This is a genomic window from Streptomyces sp. NPDC017095 (assembly GCF_044332325.1).
GTDB lineage: Bacteria > Actinomycetota > Actinomycetes > Streptomycetales > Streptomycetaceae > Streptomyces.
Map to the genome: position 1 here is coordinate 555,286 of NZ_JBIROU010000002.1, position 20,365 is coordinate 575,650.

Below are 20,365 nucleotides of genomic sequence, written 5' to 3' on the forward strand. Positions count from 1 at the left end.
GGGCGGCAGCGGCACCGCCCGGTTCCGGTGTCGGTCGGTTCCGGTGGTGGCCGGATGGGCGTCCACCTCCTCACCTCCCCCGCCCGAACACCGGTGCCAGTAGCAGTTGCGCGGCTCCCTCGGCCACCAGTCGTTCCCCGCGTGGTGCGGCCCGGACCGGCACCGGCTCGCCTCGTGGAGCGACCCGCCGGGCCCGTGCGGCCAGGGTCTCCGCGACGCCCCGTACGTACACCTCCGGTGCCTCGGCGACCGCACGCCCGCCGAGCAGGACCACGTCGATGTCCAGCAGGCCCACCAGGTTCCCCGCCGCCACCCCCAGCACCCGCGCCGCCTCGCCGGTCTCGCCCCGCGCCGCCGCGCCCAGGCACAGCACCTCCACGCAGCCCCGGTTCCCGCACTCGCACAGCGGTCCGTCCAGTTGGAGGACCTGGTGTCCGAACTCCCCGGCCCCGGTCCGCGCCCCGCGGTGCACACCGCCGTCGATCACCAGGCCGGCCCCGAGCCCGGTGCCGAGGTGGAGGTAGGCGAACGATCCGCCCGCCACGTCCGGCGCGCCGGTCGCCAGCCCGAGCGCCGCCGCGTTGGTGTCCTTGTCCACCACCACCGGCACCCCGAGCCGTCCGGCGAGCGCGTCCCGCAGCGGGAAGCCGTCCCACTCGGGGAACCCGGTGACCCGGTGCAGCACGCCCCGCGTATGGTCCAGCGGCCCGGGCAGCGCCACCCCGACCCCGAGCAGGGTCCCGGCCCAAGCGACTCCGCCGGCGCCGGGAAGCCCCGCCGCACCGGCCCGTCCCGCGTCCGCCCGTTCCCCGGCCAGCTCCCGGACCGCCGCGCACACCGCCCCGAGCACGGCCTCCGCCCCGGCCCCCAGATCCAGTGCGCCGCGCCGTTCCCCGACCACGGTCCCGTCCAGGTCGACGAGGACCACGCGCAGCTCGTCGCGGTCCAGGTGCACGCCGACCGCGTGTCCGGCCGCCGGCACCAGCCGCAGTACGGTCCGCGGCTTGCCCCCGGTCGACGCCCGCCGGCCGGCCTCCGCCGCGAGTCCGGCCTCGCGCAGCCGAGCGCTGATCTTGCTGACGGCCTGCGGGGTCAGCCCGGTGCGCTCGGCCAGCTCCAGCCGGCTGATGCCCTCCGGGCCGGCGTCCCGCAGCAGCCCCAGCACCAGCGCGGTGTTGTGGCTGCGCACCAGAGCCAGGTTCGCCCCGGCGGCCCGTGCCGTGCCCGTCTGCCCCGTCGCGTGCGCCGCCGCACCCGGCGCCGCACTCGCCCCCGTACTCGCCGTCGTGTCTGCCGTACTCGCCGTCGTGCCCGCCGTCGGCCTCGTCCTGTCCACGCCACCATTCTCCCCACCGCTTGCACTTTCGCAACAGCGTTGCCAAAGTGGAGCGCATGACTGCTACTCCCCTCCGCGTCGGCCTGATCGGCTACGGCCTCGCCGGCTCCGTCTTCCACGCACCGCTGATCGCCGCCACCGAGGGCCTGGCCCTGGACGCCGTGGTCACCGCCAACCCGGAGCGGCAGGGGCAGGCCCGCGCCGAGTTCCCGGACGTGCGGCTCGCGGCCACCGCCGAGGAACTGTTCGACCGGGCGGACGAGCTGGACCTCGTCGTCGTGGCCTCCCCGAACAAGACGCACGTCCCGCTGGCCACGGCCGCCCTCGAAGCGGGCCTGCCGGTGGTCGTGGACAAGCCGGTCGCCGGCACCGCGGCCGAGGCCCGGCAGCTCGCCACCCTCGCCGAGGAGCGCGGCCTGCTGCTGTCGGTCTTCCAGAACCGCCGCTGGGACAACGACTTCCTCACCTTGCGCAAGCTGCTGGCGGACGGCGCGCTCGGCGACGCCTGGCGCTTCGAGTCCCGTTTCGAGCGCTGGCGGCCGAAGCCCAAGGGCGGCTGGCGCGAGTCCGGCGACCCGGCGGAGATCGGCGGTCTGCTCTACGACCTCGGCAGCCACGTCGTCGACCAGGCCCTGGTCCTCTTCGGCCCGGTCACCGAGGTCTACGCCGAGACGGACGTGCGCCGCCCGGGCGCCGAGGCCGACGACGACACCTTCCTCGCGCTCACCCACGCGAACGGTGTCCGCTCCCACCTCCATGTCTCCGCGACGACCGCCCAGCTCGGCCCCCGCTTCCGGGTGCTGGGCTCCCGCGCGGGCTACGTCAAGTACGGCCTGGACCCGCAGGAGGCGGCCCTGCGCGAGGGCAGCCGCCCCGCCGCCCTCGCCGACTGGGGCGCGGAGGACGAGTCGCTGTGGGGCCGGATCGGCTCCGGGGAGTCGCCGCTGTCCGGTGGCGGCACCCCCGTACCGACCCTGCCGGGCGACTACCCCGCCTACTACGCCGCCGTCGCCGCCGCCCTGCGCGTCGCCGGCCCCAACCCGGTGACCGCCCTGGAGGCGGCCGCCGCGCTCGACGTACTGGAAGCGGCCCGCAGGTCCGCCCGGGACAAGGTGACGGTGACCCTCTGATGACCCGGACCACCCCTGAGACCACCCCCGGTACCCCGTCCGGTGCCACCCCCGGGACCACTCCCGGCCCCCCGTCCGAGCCGGTCCCGTCGGTGGCCGAACTGGAGGCGCAGCAGCGGCGCCTGGTCTTCCGGCGGTTCACCCACGAGGACGCCTGGGACCTCGGCTGCCTCCTGGTCGAGCGGGCCCGGGAGCGGCGGGCGCCGGTCGCCATCGACATCCACCGCGCCGGCCAGCAGCTCTTCCACGCCGCCCTGCCGGGCGCCGCCCCGGACAACGACGCCTGGATCACCCGCAAGCGCCGGGTGGTGGAGCGCTACGGCGCCCCGTCCTACCTGGTCGGCGCCCGCTTCCGCGCCAAGGGCACGACCTTCGAGGACTCCTCCCGGCTGGACCCCGACGCGTACGCGGCCCACGGCGGCTCCTTCCCCCTCACGGTGGAGGGCGTCGGCGTGATCGGCGCGGTGACCGTCTCCGGTCTGCCGCAGCTCGAGGACCACCGGTTCGTGGTGGAGGCGCTGGAGGAGTTCCTGGGCCGTTCGGCCGACTGAGGGAACGGCGGGAATCACCCGGGACACCCTCCGGTTGGCACTGGCCGAGGACCGATGATCATGGCAGGCCCACCACCGGAGGGATCACCCGGATGACCACCCCACTGAAGCAGGCCGTCGGCCGGTACGGCGTCTGGAGCGTCGAGCTGCGCGCCGAGGACCCGGACCGGCGCGGCGAACTGGACGAGGCCGCCGCCGAGCTGGAGGAACTCGGGTACGGCGCGATCTGGCTGGGCGGCAACAGCACCGCCGACCACGCGGCCCCGCTGATCGGCGCGACGCGGCACCTCGTCGTCGGCACCAGCATCCAGAACATCTGGCAGCAGGACGCGGCCACGTCGGCGGCCGGCTTCACCGAGGTGGAGACGGCCCATCCCGGCCGCTTCGCGCTGGGCCTGGGCGTGAGCCACGGCCCGCTGGTGAAGGACTACAGCCGGCCGTACGCGGCGATGGTCGGCTACCTCGACGAGCTGGACAAGGCGGGCGTGCCCGCCGACCGCCGGGTCCTGGCCGCGCTGGGCCCCAGGATGCTGGAGCTGTCCCGCGACCGCTCGGCCGGCGCGATCCCCTATCTGGTCACGCCCGAACACACCGCGCGGGCCCGGGAGATCCTGGGCGACGGTCCGCTGCTGGCCCCGGAGCTGAAGGTGGTCCTGGAGTCCGACCCGGCCACCGCCCGCGAGACCGCCCGCGGCTACCTGGGCCGCTATCTGCAACTGCCGAACTACACCGACAACTTCCTGCGCACCGGCTTCACCGAGGACGACGTCGCCGACGGCGGCAGCGACCGGCTCATCGACGCGGTCTTCGCCTGGGGCGAGGAGTCCCGGATCCGCGCGCGGATCGCCGCTTTCCACGAGGCGGGCGCGGACCACGTGGCCCTCCAGGTGGTGACGGCGAACACGGGCGAGGTGCTGCCACGCGAGGGCTGGCGCCGCCTGGCTTCCCTGCTCGGCTGACCGGCGCCCGGCTGACCGGACACGGGTGACCGGCGCCCGGCTGACCGGACACGGGTGACCGGCGCTCGGGTCACCTGACTCGGGTGACCGTGACCGGGCTCGGGCTCGGCCTCCGCTCGGGTGACCAGGCCCCGCTGACCGGCGCTCAGGTCACCCGACTCGGCCGGCCGGGCTCGGTCACCCGACTCGGCCGGCCCGGCTCGGTCACCGGCCCGGCTGCCTCGGCTCGGTCACCCGGCCCCGCCGGGAGGCGGGGAGCAACCGCGGCTCCGCCTTGCCTCGCTTCCGGCCGCGCACCGCCCGCGCCCGGAAGCGAGGCCGCGGCGATTCCGCCGCGGCCGCCCCCGCCGCCGCCCCCGAAGCGGCTACGCGTCCTTCAGCTCCTGCCGCTGCCGGCCGAGCCCCTCGATCTCCAGCTCGACCACGTCGCCGGCGCGCAGATACGGCTTGGGCTCGGGCTGCCCCATGGCCACTCCCGCCGGCGTCCCCGTGTTGATCACGTCACCGGGGTACAGGGTCATGAAGTGGCTGAGGTAGCGCACGACCTCGCCCACGGGAAAGATCTGCTCGGCCGTCGTGCCGTCCTGCTTCAGCTCCCCGTTCACCCACAGGCGCAGCGGCAGGTTCTGCGGGTCGGCCACCTCGTCGGCGGTCACCAGCCAGGGGCCCAGCGGGTTGAACGTCTCGCAGTTCTTGCCCTTGTCCCAGGTGCCGCCCCGCTCGATCTGGTACTCCCGCTCGGAGACGTCGTGCGCCACCGCGTACCCGGCGACGTGCGCGAGCCCTTCGTCCACCGAGCGCAGATAGCGGGCCGTACGGCCGATGACGACCGCGAGTTCGACCTCCCAGTCGGTCTTCACCGAGCCGCGCGGCACCAGCACCGTGTCGTGCGGCCCGACGACCGTGTCCGGCGCCTTGAGGAAGACGACCGGCTCCCCGGGCGCCTCGGCACCGGTCTCGCGGGCGTGGTCGTGGTAGTTCAGCCCGATGCACACGACCTTCCCGATGCGGCCGACCGGGGGCCCGGTCCGCAGTCCGGCCGGGTCCAGCGCGGGCAGCTCGCCGGCCTCGGCCGCCGCCCGTACCCGGCCGAGCGCGGTGTCGTCGGCGAGGAACGCGCCGTCGATGTCGTCCACGAGGCCGGACAGGTCCCTGAGCGTCCCCCCGGCGTCGAGCAGTGCCGGACGCTCGGCCCCGGCCGTACCGACTCGCAGCAGCTTCATGGTCACCATCTCCCTCGGTCGCGGTCGCCCGCCGGATGTGTGCGGCCATCGGAGGACTGGCTGATCCTCCAATTCCCCTGTCCACTCCGCAAGACCTTGTTCAGCTACTGGACCGTAACCGGACCGCCCGGCACGGCTCGGCGGTCAGGGGTCAGGGGTCAGGGGTCAGCGGTACAGCAGGGACTGTTCCGCCGCGCTCCACGCCGTACTCGTGACGACGTACAGCGCGGCGGCCAGCGGGACGACCGCCACGGTGACGAGGGTGAAGAAGGACATCAGCGGGGCGACCCGGGTGACCGCGGCGAGTCCGGGGACCTGCTCGCCGCCGACGGCCGGGGCGGGCAGTCCGGCCGTCGTCCGCCGGGCACGCCGGTAGTTGACGGTGGCGACGGCCGCGACGAGGGCGAACAGGGCGAGGTAGACCAGTCCGGCCGGACCGAACGCCCCGCCGTCGGCGAGCGCGTCGGCCCAGTGCCCGCCGAGCGGCGCCCCGAGCAGCCGGTGACCGAGCAGGCTGTTGCCCTCGCCGCCGATCGTGGTGCTGGAGAAGAGGTGGTACAGCAGGAAGAAGGCGGGCAGTTGGAGCAGGCTGGGCAGACAGCCGGACAGCGGTGACACCTTCTCCTGGGCGTGCAGTTCCAGCACCGCCCGCTGGAGCCGCTGCGGGTCCTTGGCGTGCTGGGCGCGCAGCGCGTCGATGCGCGGCTGGAGCGCGGTGCGGGCGCGCCGGCCGCGCGCGGCGGCCCGGGACAGCGGGTGCACGAGGAGCCGTACCAGCGCGGTGAACAGCACGATCGCGGCGGCCGCCGCGGAAGCGTGGAAGAGCGGGGTCAGCAGGCCGGCGAGGTGCTCGACCAGGGAAGCGAAGACGGAGAAGACAGCGGAAAAGGACATGGGTGAGCCCTCCGGGGGGTCTCGTCGTGCCGGAAGATCGGGAACGGCATGACGACCCGCGCGGGTCACACGTCGGCGCTGTGGCGCGGAGGTGCCCTACGCGGCGGTCGCCGGACCGGCCCGTCCGGGTGCCCTGGGCCGCCGCCGGCCGGGCGCGTCGGGATCGCGCTGCGGCAGGAAGGCCGTACGACGGGCCCGGTCGCGGATGGCGGTGCGGACCCGGGTCGGCGGTACGGCGGGCACGCTGCGCGCGGCCAGCAGGGTGCAGACGGTGAGCGTGGCGGCGGCGGTGGCGGTCGCGGCGAGGGCGACGGCGGTGGTGAGACCGCCGGCGCCGAGGAGCGCGGCCTGGAGCACCGACACCTGCGCCAGGAACAGCAGCAGGGCGAGGGGACGCGTGACGGCACCATTGCGCATCGCCGCTCCCCCTTCCTTCTCCGACTGCCCCAGTCTGCCAGACACCCGGGCCCGCGAGCCTGCGGACCGACTTCCTCAACTGGGCGACGGAAGGGCCGACATCACACTCGACAACCTCCTGCGGCGGCTCGATGCTGCCTGTTGGCATGCCGGGGGACGCGTCGGCACCGCTCTCGGGAACGCGGTGCCGAAAGCCGCACGGAGAGGCACGAACGACCCATGATCCGACGCAGAACACTCCTGGCCGCCACGGGCGGCGGTCTCCTCGGCAGCGCCCTGGCCACGGGCACGGCCCGGGCGGACGCGACCATCGCCGTGAACCCGGCCGCCACCTACGGCACGTGGGAGGGCTGGGGCACCTCCCTGGCCTGGTGGGCGAACGTCTTCGGCGCCCGCGACGACTTCGCCGACATCTTCTTCACGACCGGGAACACGACGTACAACGGCACCACGCTGCCCGGCCTCGGGCTGAACATCGCCCGCTACAACCTGGGCGGGTGCGGCTGGAACAGCGTGAACGGCGCGTCGATGGCCGTCTCCCCGAACATCCCCGCCTACAAGCAGATCGAGGGCTACTGGCAGGACTGGACGAACGAGGATCCCGCCTCCGCGGCCTGGAAGTGGACGGCGGACGCCGCCCAGCGGGCCATGCTGGTGAAGGCCACCCAGCGCGGCGCGACCTCGGAGCTGTTCGCCAACTCCCCGATGTGGTGGATGTGCGCGAACCACAATCCGTCCGGTGCGGCCGACGGCGGCAACAACCTCCAGTCCTGGAACCACCGCCAGCACGCCGCCCACCTCGCCGCCGTGGCCCTGTACGCCAAGCAGCACTGGGGCGTGACCTTCGCGACGATCGAGGCCTTCAACGAGCCGTCCTCGTCCTGGTGGACCGCGACCGGCACCCAGGAGGGCTGCCACGTCGACGCGAGCGTGCAGGCGGCCGTACTGCCGCATCTGCGCGCGGAGTTGGACAAACGCGGCCTGACGGGCACCCGGATAGCCGCGTCGGACGAGACCGGCTACGACCTGGCCCGCACCACCTGGAACTCCTTCTCCGCCACGACGAAGGGCTACGTCGACCGGGTCAACGTGCACGGCTACCAGGGCTCCGGAGGCCGCCGCGACCTGCTGTACACGGACGTCGTCTCCACGGCCCGCAAGGCGCTGTGGAACTCGGAGACCGGCGACGGCGACGCCACCGGCCTGACGACGGCCGGCAACCTCCTCTACGACTTCCGCTGGCTGCACCCCACCGCCTGGGTGTACTGGCAGGTGATGGACCCGAGCGCGGGCTGGGCGGCGATCGCCTACGACCCGGGCACGCTCCGGCCGGGCGCGGTGCAGACGAAGTACTACGTCCTCGCCCAGTTCACCCGCCACATCCGCCCCGGCATGACGATCCTGGACACCGGCGCCGGCTCTGCGGCCGCGGCCCTGGACCGTACGGCGAGACGCCTGGTGATCGTGGCCGCGAACACCTCCGCCGCCGCCCAGACCCTGACCTTCGACCTCTCCCGCTTCTCCGCCGTCACCGGCGGCCCGGGCGGCCTGGTCCCGCGCTGGAACACGGTCACCACCGGCGGCGACCGCTACACGGCCCATGCGGACACCTACCTGAACGGCAGGTCGCTGTCGGTCCCCTTCGCGGCGAAGTCGGTCCAGACACTCCAGATCGACGGTGTCATGGTGTAGGCGCCGCCTCCCACCCCCTCCGCACCGCCCGTTTGTCACCGGCCGGCAGTACGGTGTCCCCCATGCGCCCCGACACGCCTGCCGAGAACGTCGACCACACCGCAGAAGCGGCACGCCTGGAGCGGACCGCCGGCCTGTATCCCGAGGACGCCGAGACCCTTCTGCTGCGGGCGGCGGCCCACCTGGAACTGTCCGGCGACCGCCCCGCGGCGACCACGCTCTACGACCGTCTGCTGGCCTCCGCCGCAGGACTGGACAACCCCGCCCTGGTCCGCGCCCTGAAGGCGTCGAACCTGTGGGAGTACGGCCACGAGGCGGAGGCGCGGGCGATCATCGAGGGCGTCCGCACCACGGCACCGCGGGACCCGGCGCCCTGGGTGATCGTGGCCGAGGCCCTGGAGTCGCACGACGAGCTGGAGGCGGCGGAGCAGACGTTCACGGAGGCCGCGCGCCTGCTGCTGCCGGACTCCGCGAACCCGGCCCCCGCCACCCACCCCGTCCTCTACGGCCGCCACCGCGTCCGCCGCATGCTGGGCCTGCCGCACGACGACTGGGACACCCTGGCGGACACCCTCCATACGGCCCCGGTCTCCCTGGACGAACTCCACGACCCGAAACGGGTGTGGTCCCTGGGCTCGGACAACCCGGCGGAACTGGAGGCGGAGATCTCCCGCCTCCGCGCCGAACTGGGCGCCTACCGGGAGGCCCTGTCCCGCCCGTTCCCGGTGGCGGTCCTGCACTGGCCGGCCCCGGAGCTGACCGAACTGGTGTCGGCGTACCCGGCGCTGTCCACGGAGTACCCGTCCCACTCCGAGCACCTGGCGACCATAGAGTCCGCCCTCCGGGAACTCGCCGCCTCCGGCACCGCCAACCTCGGCATCGTCACCGGCACGGTCCCGTCCTACGAGGCCTTCGCAGCCTCGGAAGCCAGCCCTCCGACGGACACCACCCTGCTCCCGCAGTACGCGACGACCCTGGCATCCCGAGGCCGAGCAACAGCGTGGCCACCGGAACGGGGGGCGGAGTGCTGGTGTGGGGCCGGGCAGGCCTACGCACAGTGTCATGGCGCCTGAAGTCAGCGGGCTAGGCTTGTCAACGTGTCCGAAGAGCTTCCCTGGAAACCGCCGCCAGGCTCCTGGGCCTCATCCGCGGCACGTCGTCGCAATATGCAGGCGATCCGCAGCCGGGACACCAAGCCGGAAACGCTGATCCGGCGGCTGGTGCACGCCCGGGGGCTGCGCTATCGCGTTGCCGCACGCCCTTTGCCGGACCTCCGCCGGACGGCGGACATGGTCTTCGGTCCGGCGAAGGTGGCGGTGTTTGTCGACGGCTGCTACTGGCATGGCTGCCCCGAACATTACGTCCCGCCGAAAACCAACTCGGGTTACTGGTCCGAAAAGGTAGTCCGCAACGTCGAGCGGGACCGGGACACCGACCAGCGTCTGCAGAACGCCGGATGGCTCGTGCTCCGCTTCTGGGAGCACGAGCCGTCAGACGCCTGCGCGGACAAGATCGCCGCGGCTGTGCGCCGGCGCCGAAGGGCTGCTGGTTCCGGGAGCAGCTGACACAGGCAGGATCATCTGCTCCGACTGTGGCAAGACGGACCGGCGCTGTAAGCGTCGGAAGGCGCCCCGAGACTCGTCGTCAGTCTCTACGCCGTCGCCGCCAGTTCCGCTCGGCCGAACAGGAGGGCGTAGCCCGGGGGGAGTTGGGTCAGGATTCGGGTGGTCAGGGTTTCGCCTAGGTGGGTGGACAGGACGCCCAGGACCGAGCTGACGTCCCAGCGGGCCGTCGCCGGGGTCGCGTCATCCAGGCGGGTGGCCACCGACTCGACGAACTCGCGTGCCGTCAGCGGGTGGACCGCGGGGATCTGGGACGCGATCACCCGGCCCGCCTCCCGGGGGAGCGCCTGGGCCAGGGACACGCGTTCCTCGCCGGTCACGTGGCCGCCCAGGGCCGCCAGGACGGTGCGGGTGATACGTTCCGCCTCCGCCCTCGTCGGGTACTGGCCCGCCTCCCTTACCGCCTCGGTCAGCTCCAGCCAGCCGGTGTCCTCGGCCGCGTCCCGGGTGCGGGGGAGCGGGGAAGAGGTCGGGGCGGGAATGGTGGTTCTGGGCTGCGGGGTCGTCACGGTCATCGTGCTGGCTCCTCCTCCGGGACGCTTCGGGGCACCGCAACCCCCGGTACCCCGTAATGCGGGCCGCATGAGCGGGAGTTCTGCCAACCTGTGGCCTGGGATGTGCCTGGGGGGCATGGGGTGCCTGGGGCGTGGGGTGTGGGCGGACGGGGATGCTTGGGCATCCGGCGCTCGCATTCGCACGTAGGTGCGGTCGCGTCCCGGTCCCGGTCCGGTCCCGGGACGCGCTCGGTTCGGCAAAGTGCGGTGTCAGCCGCTCAGTTGCCTCGGGCCGCCGCCCCCGCCGGTGATCGGGATGCGGCGCGGCCTGGCCTGTTCGGCCACCGGGATGCGCAGGGTGAGGACGCCGGCGTCGTACGAGGCGTCGATGCGGTCCGTGTCGAGTGTTTCGCCCAGGAACAGTTGGCGGGTGAAGGTGCCCGCAGGCCGTTCCGCGACCAGCACCTCCGCGCCCTCCGGAGCGGGTCCGCGGCGCTCGGCGCGGACGCTGAGGACATTGCGCTCGACGTCCAGCGCGATCGTCTCGGGGTCGATGCCGGGCAGGTCGAAGTGGACGAGGAACTCGTCTCCGGACCGGTAGGCGTCCATCGGCATCGCGGCCGGGCGGGCGGCGTCGCCGCCGAGCACCTGCTGCGCGAGCCGGTCGAGTTCACGGAAGGGGTCCGTGCGCATGAGCATCACAGGTCACTCCTCTCTTCAGGCGCTGTGTGCGATGCCCTACGGCTTCTTATATAACTCTCCGCCGAAAACTTGACAACCCTCGACTCAGGTCCGCTCCGTCCACCGGTCCCCACGTCGGTTCCGCCTGGTTCCCCGCGTTAGTCTCGGGAGCGGACCGACAGACATAAGGGATGACGAGGGTTACGAGGAGGCACTCATGGCCAGGGTTCCCAGCGCGGTCGTCGCCGCTACCGGGCTCGTCGGCGGCTACGGCGTCGCCCGCTGGACCAAGAAGCGGCAGCTCGGCGGGGCCGTTCTGGCCGTCGCGGGCGCCGCGGCGGCGCAGCAGTGGCGCGCGCGGGCCGGCGGGAAGGCCGCGGGCGCGCTGACCGCCGCGTACGTCGCCGCCTTCGCCGGGTCCCACCCGCTGGCCAAGAAGGTCGGCGCCTGGCCTTCCGTCCTCGGTGTCGCCGGCGCCGTCGCCCTCGCCTCCTGGGCCGTCGCCGACCGCGGCAAGGAGTGAGCGCGGCGGCACCAGCAGCGTCCGGCCCGCCCCTCCCCCGCGAAACCGTGCACGACACCGTTCACGGCATCGTTTACGGCGCCGTTCACGACACCGTCTCCCGGAACGCCTTCCGGTAGCCGTGCGGGCTCGTGCCCACCACCCTCCGGAAGCGTTCCCGGAAGGCCGTGGGCGAGCCGAAGCCCGTCTGCGCGGCGATGCGTTCCACGGGGTGGTCCGTGGTCTCCAGCAGGTACTGGGCCCGCCGTACCCGCGCCCGGTGCAGCCACTGCAGCGGTGTCGTCCCGGTCTGGTCGCGGAAGCGGCGGTTGAGGGTGCGCGTGCTCATGCCGGCCTCGGCCGCGATGCCCTCCAGCGTCAGATCGCGGTCGCAGTGGTCCTCCAGCCAGTGCAGCAGGGGCTCCAGGGTCGCGCCGGCCGGGGCCGGGGGCAGGTCGTGGACGATGAACTGGGCCTGCCCGCCCTCCCGTTCCAGCGGCATCACCGACATCCGGGCCGCGTGCGCGGCGACCGCCGAGCCGAAGTCGGCGCGGATCATGTGCAGGCACATGTCCAGGGCCGCCGCCGCGCCCGCCGAGGTGAGGAACTGGCCGTTGTCGACGTACAGGACGTTCGGGTCGACGGTCACCTCCGGGTACCGCGCCGCCAGGTGGCCGGCCGCCACCCAGTGGGTCGTCGCGCGCAGTCCGTCCAGCAGGCCCGTCGCCGCGAAGAGGAACGCGCCGACGCAGATCGACGCGATGCGGGTGCCGTTCGCCGCCGCCGCGCGCAGCGCCTCGGCGACCCCGGGCGGCAGCTCCGGCGGCGGTTCCGCGACGCCGGGCAGGATGATCGTGTCCGCCTCGGCGAGCGCTTCCAGTCGGTACGGCGCCCGGACCGTGAAGGCGCCCGCGCTCACCTCCTCGCGCAGCGAGCAGACCCGCACCCGGTACGGTTCCCGGCCGTCGGGCAGCCGGGCCCGGCCGAAGGTGTCGACGGGAGCGGAGAGGTCGAACGGGATGACGCCGTCCAGCGCGAGTACGGCCACGGTGTGCATGGCGGGAAACTAGCTGTACGACAGGTTGTCGCCAAGTCGGCCGACCAGCGGGGGTGCCGCCACGGCCGGGCAGGCGCCGGGTGGCGGGAATCCGTTGGGGTGTGGCAATCCTGCCGGTTCTCCATGATCCTCGCGGCCCCTAGCGTCGGCCCGTGACCAAGTTCCTGCTCGCCGTCCACGTCATCGCCGCGATCCTCGCCATCGGTCCCGTCGCCGTCGCCGCCAGCATGTTCCCGCCCGCCGCGCGCCGGGCCTTCGTCACCGCCACCGGTGCCGGCACCGGGGCCAGTGCCGATGCCTCGGACGGCCCCGACGCCGCCGGAACACTGCACCTGCTGCACCGGATCTGCCGGGTCTACGCCGTCGTCGGCGTCGTCGTCCCGGTCTTCGGGTTCGCCACCGCGAGCCGACTGGGCGTGCTCGGCAGTGCCTGGCTGATCGTGTCGATCGCGCTGACCGCCCTCGCCGCCCTCGTCCTGGCCGCGCTGGTGCTCCCCGCCCAGTCGGCGCTGCTGGACGGCGCGGGCACCCGGCGGACGACCGCGCGGCTCGGGATGTACACCGGGCTGTTCAACCTGCTGTGGGCCGCCGTCACCGTGCTGATGATCGTACGGCCGGGCTCCACGACCGGCGCCTGAGCCCGCCCGAACCCGACGCAGCCCGCGGCAGTGCGCCGTAAACCGCAGCAGTCCGCCGCAGCTTCCAGCAGCCCTCCGTAGTCCGCCTGACGCGGCCGGCGTCGGCACCACAGGCACCGAACCAGCACCCGACCGGCACCGGCCGCGTCACCGCGGTCAGCCCCCTCCGCTCACGGCCTGCCCACCGCCGGCGGCGCCGTCGGGCCGCGGCCCTGGGTGCCGGGGCGCGTGCCCTTGGCCGCCGACTTGGCCCGGCCCGCCACCGCCGTCAGCGGGCGGGCGATGTCCTCCAGGGAGCGGCGTTCGGCCCGTACCGCGAGGAACACGGCGACCAGACCGGCGGCGCACATCAGCGCCGCGCCGACGCAGAAGGCGAGGACCGTGTCGCCGACCCGGCCGGTGCCGGTGAGGTCGGCGAAGAGCAGCGGGCCGCTGATGCCGCCGGCCGCGGTGCCGAGGGCGTAGAAGAAGGCGATGGACATCGCCCGGGTCTCCATCGGGAAGACCTCCGACACCGTGAGGTAGGCGCTGGAGGCGCCCGCCGAGGCGAAGAACAGCACCGCGCACCAGCAGGCGGTCAGCGTGACCGCGTTCAGCGCGCCCCGGTCGAACAGGTACGCCGTGCCGAACAGCAGCACGCCCGACAGCAGGTAGGTCGAGGAGATCATCACGCGCCGGCCGACCGTGTCGAACAGCTTGCCGAGCAGCAGCGGGCCGCAGAAGTTGCCGACCGCGATCACCGCGAAGTAGTAGCCGGTGCGGCCGGTGGGCACGTCGAAGAACTTGGTCAGGATGGCGCCGAAGCCGAAGGTGATGGCGTTGTAGAGGAACGCCTGGCCGATGAAGAGGGCGAAGCCGAGCACCGCGCGCCTGCGGTAGCGGCCGAAGACCGTGCGGGCGATCTCCAGGAAGCCCACGCTCTTGCGCTGGCGGATCTCCAGCTCGCCCTCGGCCTCGGGCAGCGGCTCGCCGCGGTCCGCCTCGACCTGCCGTTCGATGCCGGAGACGATCTCCTCCGCCTCCCGGTCCCGGCCGTGGATCAGCAGCCAGCGCGGGCTCTCCGGAACGTGCCGCCGTACCAGCAGGATGACCAGTGCGAGGACGGCGCCGAGGGCGAACGTCAGCCGCCAGCCGACGTTCGCGGCCAGCAGGTTCGTGTCCAGCGCGACGATCGACAGCAGGGAACCGCCGACGGCGCCCAGCCAGAAGCTGCCGTTGATGATCAGGTCGACGCGGCCCCGGTAGTCGGCCGGGATCAGCTCGTCGATCGCGGAGTTGATCGCCGCGTACTCACCGCCGATGCCGAAGCCGGTCAGGAAGCGGAACAGGAAGAACCACCAGGCCTCCCAGGAGACGGCGGTCATGGCCGTGGCCGCGAGATACACCGCCAGGGTGATCATGAAGAGGTTCTTGCGGCCGAAGCGGTCGGTCAGCCGGCCCCAGAACAGGGCTCCGACGCAGGCACCCGCGACATAGAGCGCGGCGGCGACGCCGGTGATCTGCCCGGAGGAGATCGACAGGCCGCTGCCGGGCTCCGCCAGCCGGCCGGCGATGTTGCCGACGACCGTGACCTCCAGGCCGTCCAGGATCCACACCGTGCCCAGACCGATCACGATCGTCCAGTGCCAGCGCGACCAGGGCAGCCGGTCCAGCCGGGCCGGGATGTTCGTGGTGATCGTCCGGCCGGCCTCGGCGGGCGGCGTCTGAGCAGTGCTCATAGGGGCTCCCTCCTCCTCGAAGGACGGATCATCGGGTGCCCTGACCTCGCCGGAACAGTCCGGTCAGGCCCCCAGCCCGCGCGAGAGGGCGTAGATCGCCAGTCCCGCCAGGGATCCCACCACCGTGCCGTTGATCCGGATGAACTGCAGGTCGCGGCCGATGTGCGCCTCGATCTTCCGGGTGGTGTGCTCGGCGTCCCAGCCCGCCACGGTGTCGGTGATCAGCGAGGTGATCTCCCTTTGGTAGGTCGTCACGACGTGCACCGCCGCGCCCTCCACCCAGGAGTCGACCTTGTCCTGCACCTTCGCCTCGGTCGCCATCCGGGAGCCCAGCGACAGCAGCGCGGCCCGCACCCGCAGCCGCAGCTCGCTGTGCTCGTCCTCGGCCGCGGCCACGATCATCGACCGTACGGCCGTCCACACGGACGCGATCAAGTCCTGCACCTCGCCCCGGCCCAGCACCTCGCCCTTGAGCCGCTCCACCCGCGCCCGGGTGTCGGTGTCCGACTGGAGGTCGGCGGCGAAGTCGGTGAGGAAGCGGTCCAGCGCGCCGCGCGCCGGATGCGAGGGCATGTCGCGCATCTCGGTGACGAACCGCAGCAGTTCCTTGTAGACCCGCTCGCCGACCTTGCGGTCCACGAACCGCGGGGTCCAGCCGGGCGCCCCGCCCTCCACGGCCACCATCACATCGGACCGGTGCACCACCAGCCAGTCGTGCGCGCGGTTCACCACCAGGTCCACCACCCGCCGGTGCCCGCCATCGGCGACGATCCGCTCCAGGGTCTTGCCGATGCCGGGCGCGATCTCCTGGGCCTCGGCCCGCCGGGTGATGGCCTCGCCGACGACCGCCTGCACATCGGAGTCGCGCAGCACGGTCAGCGCGCCGCGCAGGGCGGTGGCCAGTTCCGCCGTCACCCGGTCCGCGTGCTCGGGTTCCGCCAGCCAGGCGCCGAGCCGGCCGCCGATGCCGACCGCGCGCAGCCGCTGCCGTACGACGTTCTCGGAGAGGAAGTTCTCGCCGACGAACTCGCCCAGCGAGACGCCCAGCTGGTCCTTCTTGGTGGGGATGATCGCGGTGTGCGGGATGGGCAGCCCGAGCGGGTGCCGGAACAGGGCGGTGACCGCGAACCAGTCGGCGAGCGCGCCCACCATGCCGGCCTCGGCCGCCGCCGCCACATAGCCGGTCCACGCCCCGGCGCCCGCGTTCCCGGCCGTCTTCGCCAGGACGTACACCACCGCGACGCACAGCAGCAGGCCCGTCGCCGTGCGTTTCATGCGCCGCACCCCGCGCCGGCGTTCCTCGTCGGCCGGGGTGAACGCCGTCATGGTGCGGTACGACGCGGCCCGCTCCGGTGTTCCGGTCTCGGTAGGTTCCATCAGCTCCACCCGTTCGGTGATCCCGCCCACAATTGTCCCTTCCCGGCCGGCTCGCGGAACGCGACAGGGGGTCCCGGCGTCTGTACGACGGGAGCGGTGGCAGGGTCCTGTCAGGCTTCCCGGCCCGTATCGCATCATGGGTGCGGCAAGACCGGAGCCTCGCCGCTCCCCTTCCGAGGAGAACAACTTCAGCGTGACCAAGCGTCATGGTTATGCCGTCCTGAGCGCGCTCGTCGCGCTGGTCGTGGCCCTGTCCGCCGCCATCTACGGCGCTGTCGCCGCCGGCCACGGCAGTCCTCGCGGCACGCTCGCCTCGGGCGCCTACGGCCATCCGGACGCCGCTCCCGCCTCCACCGGCACCTGGGCCGCCGCCTGGGCCGCCGCGCCGGTCGGCGGGGAGCCCGGCACCGAGGCGGCCGGCCTCGCGGGCCGCTCGGTCCGCAACGTGGTGCACACCAGCGCCGGCGGGACGGGCGCCCGGGTCACGCTGTCCAACCTCTACGGCCGGTCGGCCCTCACCCTCACCCATGCCTCCCTCGCCCTGGCCGCCGGCGACGGCGGTGCCGCGGCCGCGGCGGGGACGATGCGGCGGCTCACCTTCGGCGGCAGCACCGGCGTGGTCATACCCGCCGGCGGGCAGGCCGTGAGCGACGCCGTGCGCCTCACCGTCCCGTACGGCGCCGACGTCCTGGTGACCACCTACTCCCCCACCCCGTCCGGGCCGGTCACCTACCACCCGCACGCCCGGCAGACCTCGTACGCCGCCACCGGCGACCGCACCGAGGACACGACCGGCACCCCGTACACCGGACGGACGCCGTACTGGCGCTACGTGACGGCCCTCGACGTGTTCGGCGACGAGGCCGACGGCACGGTGGTCGTGTTCGGCGACTCCATAACCGACGGCATCACCTCCACCGCCGACGCCAACCGCCGCTGGCCCGACGTCCTGGCCGGCCGGCTGCGCGGCGCCCTGGAGGAGGGGCGGCGGCTGCCGCGCTACGGGGTCGTCAACGAGGGCATCAGCGGCAACCAGGTCCTCGCCGACGGCCCCGGCCGGCCGGCCCGGAACCAGAGCGGTCTGGGCCGCTTCGGGCGGGACGCCCTGGACCGCACGGGCGCCCGGGTCGTCGTCGTCGACCTCGGCGTCAACGACATCCTGCGCCGGCGCACCCTCGCCGACCCCGACCGGATCGTCGCCGGCCTGCGCACCCTCGTCCGCCGGGCGCACGAGCGCGGCCTGCGGACCGTCGGCGCCACCCTGATGCCCTTCCGGGGCCACCGCGGCTGGACGCCGGCCCGGGAGGAGGTGCGGCAGCGGATCAACGCCCTGATCCGGGCGGGCGGCGTGTACGACGCGGTCGTCGACTTCGACCGGGTCCTGCGCGACCCCTACGACCCGCGCCGGCTGCGCCCCGAGTACGACTCCGGTGACCATCTGCACCCCTCCGACCTGGGCTACCGCACCATGGCGGAGGTCTTCGACCTGCGGGCGCTGCGGGGCGCGGGACAGGCCCGGCTGTGACCGGGCGCCGGGGAACGCGGTACGGGGAGGAATACTGGCGGGCATGACCCGCTTGATCCTCGCCACCCGCAACGCCGGAAAGATCACCGAGCTGAGGGCGATCCTCGCCGAGGCCGGACTGCCGCACGAACTGATCGGCGCCGACGCCTTCCCCGAGGTCCCCGACGTCAAGGAGACCGGCGTCACCTTCGCCGAGAACGCCCTGCTCAAGGCGCACGCGCTCGCCCAGGCCACCGGGCTGCCCGCGGTCGCCGACGACTCGGGCCTGTGCGTGGACGTCCTGAACGGCGCCCCCGGCATCTTCTCCGCCCGCTGGGCCGGCCGGCACGGCGACGACCAGGCCAACCTGGACCTGCTGCTCGCCCAGCTCTCCGACATCGCCGACGAGCACCGCGGGGCCTCCTTCGCCTGCGCGGCGGCCCTGGCCCTGCCCGACGGCACGGAACGGGTGGTGGAGGGCCGGCTGAACGGCACCCTGCGGCATACCCCGGCCGGCACCCACGGCTTCGGCTACGACCCGATCCTCCAGCCGGAGGGCGAGACGCGCACCTGCGCGGAGCTGAGTCCGGCGGAGAAGAACGCCATCAGCCACCGGGGCAAGGCGTTCCGGGCCCTCGTGCCCGTCGTGCGGGAGCTGCTGGGCTGAACGCTGGTGCGGCCGGAGGGACTCGAACCCTCACGGGAGTTACCCCACTGGGACCTAAACCCAGCGTGACTGCCAATTCCACCACGGCCGCCTGGTGCTGCCCGGCCATGCTAGCGGCCGGGCAGCGCCCTCGGACGTCAGATGCCGAGATCCTTGATGATCTTGGCTACGTGCCCGGTGGCCTTGACGTTGTACAGGGCGCGTTCGACCTTGCCCTCCTCGTCCACGACCACCGTGGAGCGGATGACGCCGACGACCGTCTTGCCGTACAGCTTCTTCTCGCCGAAGGCGCCGTACGCCTCCAGGACCCGCTTGTCCGGGTCGGCCAGCAGGGTGACCTTCAGGGACTCCTGGTCGCGGAACTTCGCCAGCTTCTCCGGCTTGTCCGGCGAGACGCCGATGACGTCGTAGCCGGCGGAGGCCAGGACCTCCAGGTTGTCGGTGAAGTCGCAGGCCTGCTTGGTGCAGCCGGGCGTCAGGGCGGCCGGGTAGAAGTACACGATGACCTTGCGGCCCTTGTGGTCCGACAGGGACACCTCGTTGCCGTCGGCGTCGGGGAGGGTGAAGGCGGGGGCAACGTCCCCGGGCTGCAGTCGCTCGCTCATCGGACCAGCGTAACCGGGGGCCCTTGGGGTGCGATGCGGCCGTGAGCTGACAGACTGTCCGCAACAGCAGCAGAGACTTCGGAGGCCGTACGGTGGCGGACACGTCGGACACCAGAACCCCGGCGCAGATCGAGGCGGACATCAGGCGCCGCCGCGAAGTGCTGGCCGAGACGCTCGACGAGATCGGGGTGCGCGTGCATCCCAAGACCATCGTCGGGGATGCGAAGGCCAAGGTCGTCGCGAACGTCGACCACACGGTCGGCCGGGCGTACGTGCAGGTGAACCGGGTCGTGAGCGAGGTGCGGGCCCGGTTCGTCGACGAGGAGGGGGCGCCCCGGCTGGAGCGGGTCGTGCCCGTCGCGCTCGTCGTCGTGGGTGTCGTGGGGCTGCTCACCCTCGGGGCCCGGCGGCGCCGGGACTGACCGGGACAGGTAGGTTCGACGCGTGAGCGCCAACAGAAACGAGCACAGCACCCCCCATCACGACAAGCTGCCCATCCGGATGCTGCACGACCGGGTTCTCGTGCGGCAGGAGACCGGTGAGGGCGAGCGGCGGTCGGGGGGCGGCATCCTGATTCCCGCCACCGCGGCGGTCGGGCGGCGGCTGGCCTGGGCCGAGGTCGTCGCGGTCGGGCAGAACGTACGGACGGTGGAGCCCGGCGACCGGGTCCTGTTCGACCCGGAGGACCGGGCGGAGGTCGAGGTGCGGGGCGTGGCCTACGTCCTCATGCGCGAGCGTGATCTGCACGCCGTGGCCGCGGACCGGTTCGAGGGGTCGGAGGACTCCACGGGGCTGTACCTGTAGGACCGGGACTCCTCCCGGCGGACCGCCAGAGGGCCGGTGACCATCGTCACCGGCCCTCTTCGGCGTGGGCTTGCTATGTTCGAAGGGAACCCGACGAGACGCGCCGTACCGGGTCGAAGGCAAAGACGACGCACCCGCGGAGAAATGCCGTCGTGTCCCGGAAGGTGTCTGTCATGGCCTGGGTTCTGCTCGTCGTCGCCGGTCTGCTGGAAGTGGCCTGGTCGATCGGGATGAAGTACAGCGAGGGTTTCACCCGGCTGGTCCCGAGTCTGTTCACCGGCGCCGGCATCGTCGCCAGCATGGTCCTGCTGTCCTACGCCGCGAAGTCCCTGCCCATCGGCACGGCCTACGGCGTCTGGGTGGGCATCGGCGCGGCCGGGGCGGCGGTGCTCGGCATGGTGGTGCTGGGCGAGCCGGTCACCGCCGCCCGGATCTTCTTCGTGTGCCTGCTGCTGGTCGCCGTCGTGGGTCTGAAGGCGACCAGCGGTCACTGA

23 protein-coding genes, 1 tRNA gene and 1 riboswitch are annotated in these 20,365 nt (G+C 73.2%); of the genes, 13 read left to right on the forward strand and 11 right to left on the reverse strand.

The window, feature by feature from the left end:
* Nucleotides 1–70 precede the first annotated feature (70 nt).
* Complete coding sequence (locus ACH4OA_RS05500) at nt 71–1,198, reverse strand: ROK family protein (RefSeq protein WP_397967869.1); 1,128 nt, start codon at nt 1,196–1,198, stop codon at nt 71–73.
* A 194-nt stretch (nt 1,199–1,392) separates the two neighbouring features.
* On the opposite strand from ACH4OA_RS05500, the gene ACH4OA_RS05505 reads away from it, so the two are divergent.
* From ACH4OA_RS05505 to ACH4OA_RS05515, 3 genes are all read left to right on the forward strand, one after another.
* The gene (locus ACH4OA_RS05505; protein ID WP_397967763.1) at nt 1,393–2,466 is read left to right on the forward strand and encodes a Gfo/Idh/MocA family oxidoreductase; all 1,074 of its coding nucleotides are present in this window, start codon (nt 1,393–1,395) and stop codon (nt 2,464–2,466) included.
* Nucleotides 2,466–3,017 carry a heme-degrading domain-containing protein gene (locus ACH4OA_RS05510; RefSeq protein ID WP_397967765.1) on the forward strand — a complete coding sequence of 184 codons (552 nt, stop codon included), beginning with the start codon at nt 2,466–2,468 and terminating at the stop codon, nt 3,015–3,017. The genes ACH4OA_RS05505 and ACH4OA_RS05510 overlap by 1 nt, the downstream gene beginning before the upstream one ends.
* A gap of 92 nt (nt 3,018–3,109) precedes the next feature.
* The gene (locus ACH4OA_RS05515) at nt 3,110–3,976 is read left to right on the forward strand and encodes an LLM class F420-dependent oxidoreductase (RefSeq protein ID WP_397947348.1); all 867 of its coding nucleotides are present in this window, start codon (nt 3,110–3,112) and stop codon (nt 3,974–3,976) included.
* A 365-nt stretch (nt 3,977–4,341) separates the two neighbouring features.
* Here ACH4OA_RS05515 and ACH4OA_RS05520 read toward each other — a convergent pair whose 3' ends face one another.
* From ACH4OA_RS05520 to ACH4OA_RS05530, 3 genes are all read right to left on the reverse strand, one after another.
* On the reverse strand, nt 4,342–5,199 hold the full coding sequence (locus tag ACH4OA_RS05520; RefSeq protein ID WP_365872278.1) for a fumarylacetoacetate hydrolase family protein: 858 nt from the start codon (nt 5,197–5,199) through the stop codon (nt 4,342–4,344).
* Nucleotides 5,200–5,364: 165 nt separating this feature from the next.
* Nucleotides 5,365–6,093: a YidC/Oxa1 family membrane protein insertase gene (locus ACH4OA_RS05525; protein ID WP_397967767.1), complete on the reverse strand. Its 729-nt coding sequence runs from the start codon at nt 6,091–6,093 to the stop codon at nt 5,365–5,367.
* Nucleotides 6,094–6,189: 96 nt separating this feature from the next.
* The gene (locus tag ACH4OA_RS05530; protein WP_397941113.1) at nt 6,190–6,510 is read right to left on the reverse strand and encodes a DUF6412 domain-containing protein; all 321 of its coding nucleotides are present in this window, start codon (nt 6,508–6,510) and stop codon (nt 6,190–6,192) included.
* A 219-nt stretch (nt 6,511–6,729) separates the two neighbouring features.
* Between ACH4OA_RS05530 and ACH4OA_RS05535 the strand changes: the two genes are divergently transcribed.
* The 3 genes from ACH4OA_RS05535 to ACH4OA_RS05545 all read left to right on the forward strand — a co-directional run bounded on the left by ACH4OA_RS05535 (nt 6,730) and on the right by ACH4OA_RS05545 (nt 9,767).
* Nucleotides 6,730–8,202 (forward strand): glycoside hydrolase, encoded by a 1,473-nt coding sequence (locus tag ACH4OA_RS05535; RefSeq protein ID WP_397967770.1) that lies wholly within the window; start codon nt 6,730–6,732, stop codon nt 8,200–8,202.
* Nucleotides 8,203–8,264: 62 nt separating this feature from the next.
* On the forward strand, nt 8,265–9,275 hold the full coding sequence (locus ACH4OA_RS05540) for an SEC-C metal-binding domain-containing protein (RefSeq protein WP_397967773.1): 1,011 nt from the start codon (nt 8,265–8,267) through the stop codon (nt 9,273–9,275).
* 24 nt (nt 9,276–9,299) lie between these two features.
* The gene (locus ACH4OA_RS05545; RefSeq protein ID WP_397941119.1) at nt 9,300–9,767 is read left to right on the forward strand and encodes a very short patch repair endonuclease; all 468 of its coding nucleotides are present in this window, start codon (nt 9,300–9,302) and stop codon (nt 9,765–9,767) included.
* Nucleotides 9,768–9,853: 86 nt separating this feature from the next.
* Here the strand turns inward: ACH4OA_RS05545 and ACH4OA_RS05550 are convergent, their stop codons facing one another.
* Nucleotides 9,854–10,339, reverse strand: a complete 486-nt coding sequence (locus tag ACH4OA_RS05550) for a DUF2267 domain-containing protein (protein ID WP_397967776.1) — start codon at nt 10,337–10,339, stop codon at nt 9,854–9,856.
* Nucleotides 10,340–10,588: 249 nt separating this feature from the next.
* Nucleotides 10,589–11,017 (reverse strand): Hsp20/alpha crystallin family protein, encoded by a 429-nt coding sequence (locus tag ACH4OA_RS05555; protein WP_397947354.1) that lies wholly within the window; start codon nt 11,015–11,017, stop codon nt 10,589–10,591.
* A gap of 199 nt (nt 11,018–11,216) precedes the next feature.
* On the opposite strand from ACH4OA_RS05555, the gene ACH4OA_RS05560 reads away from it, so the two are divergent.
* Nucleotides 11,217–11,522 (forward strand): hypothetical protein, encoded by a 306-nt coding sequence (locus ACH4OA_RS05560; RefSeq protein ID WP_397941140.1) that lies wholly within the window; start codon nt 11,217–11,219, stop codon nt 11,520–11,522.
* Between the two features lie 85 nt (nt 11,523–11,607).
* Here ACH4OA_RS05560 and ACH4OA_RS05565 read toward each other — a convergent pair whose 3' ends face one another.
* Nucleotides 11,608–12,558 carry a GlxA family transcriptional regulator gene (locus ACH4OA_RS05565; protein WP_397967777.1) on the reverse strand — a complete coding sequence of 317 codons (951 nt, stop codon included), beginning with the start codon at nt 12,556–12,558 and terminating at the stop codon, nt 11,608–11,610.
* A 152-nt stretch (nt 12,559–12,710) separates the two neighbouring features.
* Here ACH4OA_RS05565 and ACH4OA_RS05570 point away from each other — a divergent pair, with 152 nt between their 5' ends.
* Nucleotides 12,711–13,196, forward strand: a complete 486-nt coding sequence (locus tag ACH4OA_RS05570; protein ID WP_397967778.1) for a hypothetical protein — start codon at nt 12,711–12,713, stop codon at nt 13,194–13,196.
* Between the two features lie 170 nt (nt 13,197–13,366).
* Here the strand turns inward: ACH4OA_RS05570 and ACH4OA_RS05575 are convergent, their stop codons facing one another.
* Complete coding sequence (locus ACH4OA_RS05575) at nt 13,367–14,914, reverse strand: MFS transporter (RefSeq protein WP_365872244.1); 1,548 nt, start codon at nt 14,912–14,914, stop codon at nt 13,367–13,369.
* Nucleotides 14,915–14,977: 63 nt separating this feature from the next.
* Complete coding sequence (locus ACH4OA_RS05580; RefSeq protein ID WP_397941148.1) at nt 14,978–16,291, reverse strand: DUF445 domain-containing protein; 1,314 nt, start codon at nt 16,289–16,291, stop codon at nt 14,978–14,980.
* A 193-nt stretch (nt 16,292–16,484) separates the two neighbouring features.
* On the opposite strand from ACH4OA_RS05580, the gene ACH4OA_RS05585 reads away from it, so the two are divergent.
* Nucleotides 16,485–17,816, forward strand: a complete 1,332-nt coding sequence (locus ACH4OA_RS05585; RefSeq protein WP_397967780.1) for an SGNH/GDSL hydrolase family protein — start codon at nt 16,485–16,487, stop codon at nt 17,814–17,816.
* A 43-nt stretch (nt 17,817–17,859) separates the two neighbouring features.
* Nucleotides 17,860–18,462, forward strand: a complete 603-nt coding sequence (rdgB, locus tag ACH4OA_RS05590; protein ID WP_365872238.1) for an RdgB/HAM1 family non-canonical purine NTP pyrophosphatase — start codon at nt 17,860–17,862, stop codon at nt 18,460–18,462.
* 4 nt (nt 18,463–18,466) lie between these two features.
* Here the strand turns inward: rdgB and ACH4OA_RS05595 are convergent.
* Together ACH4OA_RS05595 and bcp are read right to left on the reverse strand one after the other, a co-directional pair.
* Nucleotides 18,467–18,553: transfer RNA gene (locus tag ACH4OA_RS05595), tRNA-Leu, on the reverse strand.
* 46 nt (nt 18,554–18,599) lie between these two features.
* Nucleotides 18,600–19,067: a thioredoxin-dependent thiol peroxidase gene (bcp, locus tag ACH4OA_RS05600; protein WP_365872236.1), complete on the reverse strand. Its 468-nt coding sequence runs from the start codon at nt 19,065–19,067 to the stop codon at nt 18,600–18,602.
* Between the two features lie 92 nt (nt 19,068–19,159).
* On the opposite strand from bcp, the gene ACH4OA_RS05605 reads away from it, so the two are divergent.
* From ACH4OA_RS05605 to ACH4OA_RS05615, 3 genes are all read left to right on the forward strand, one after another.
* Nucleotides 19,160–19,489, forward strand: a complete 330-nt coding sequence (locus ACH4OA_RS05605) for a DUF3618 domain-containing protein (RefSeq protein ID WP_397941153.1) — start codon at nt 19,160–19,162, stop codon at nt 19,487–19,489.
* Nucleotides 19,490–19,511: 22 nt separating this feature from the next.
* Nucleotides 19,512–19,871, forward strand: coding sequence for a co-chaperone GroES (locus tag ACH4OA_RS05610; protein WP_014672972.1), 360 nt, complete (start codon nt 19,512–19,514; stop codon nt 19,869–19,871).
* A 64-nt stretch (nt 19,872–19,935) separates the two neighbouring features.
* Nucleotides 19,936–20,006, forward strand: a riboswitch (guanidine-III (ykkC-III) riboswitch).
* A gap of 38 nt (nt 20,007–20,044) precedes the next feature.
* Entirely contained in the window at nt 20,045–20,365 is a 321-nt protein-coding gene (locus ACH4OA_RS05615) for an SMR family transporter (RefSeq protein WP_365872232.1), read from the forward strand.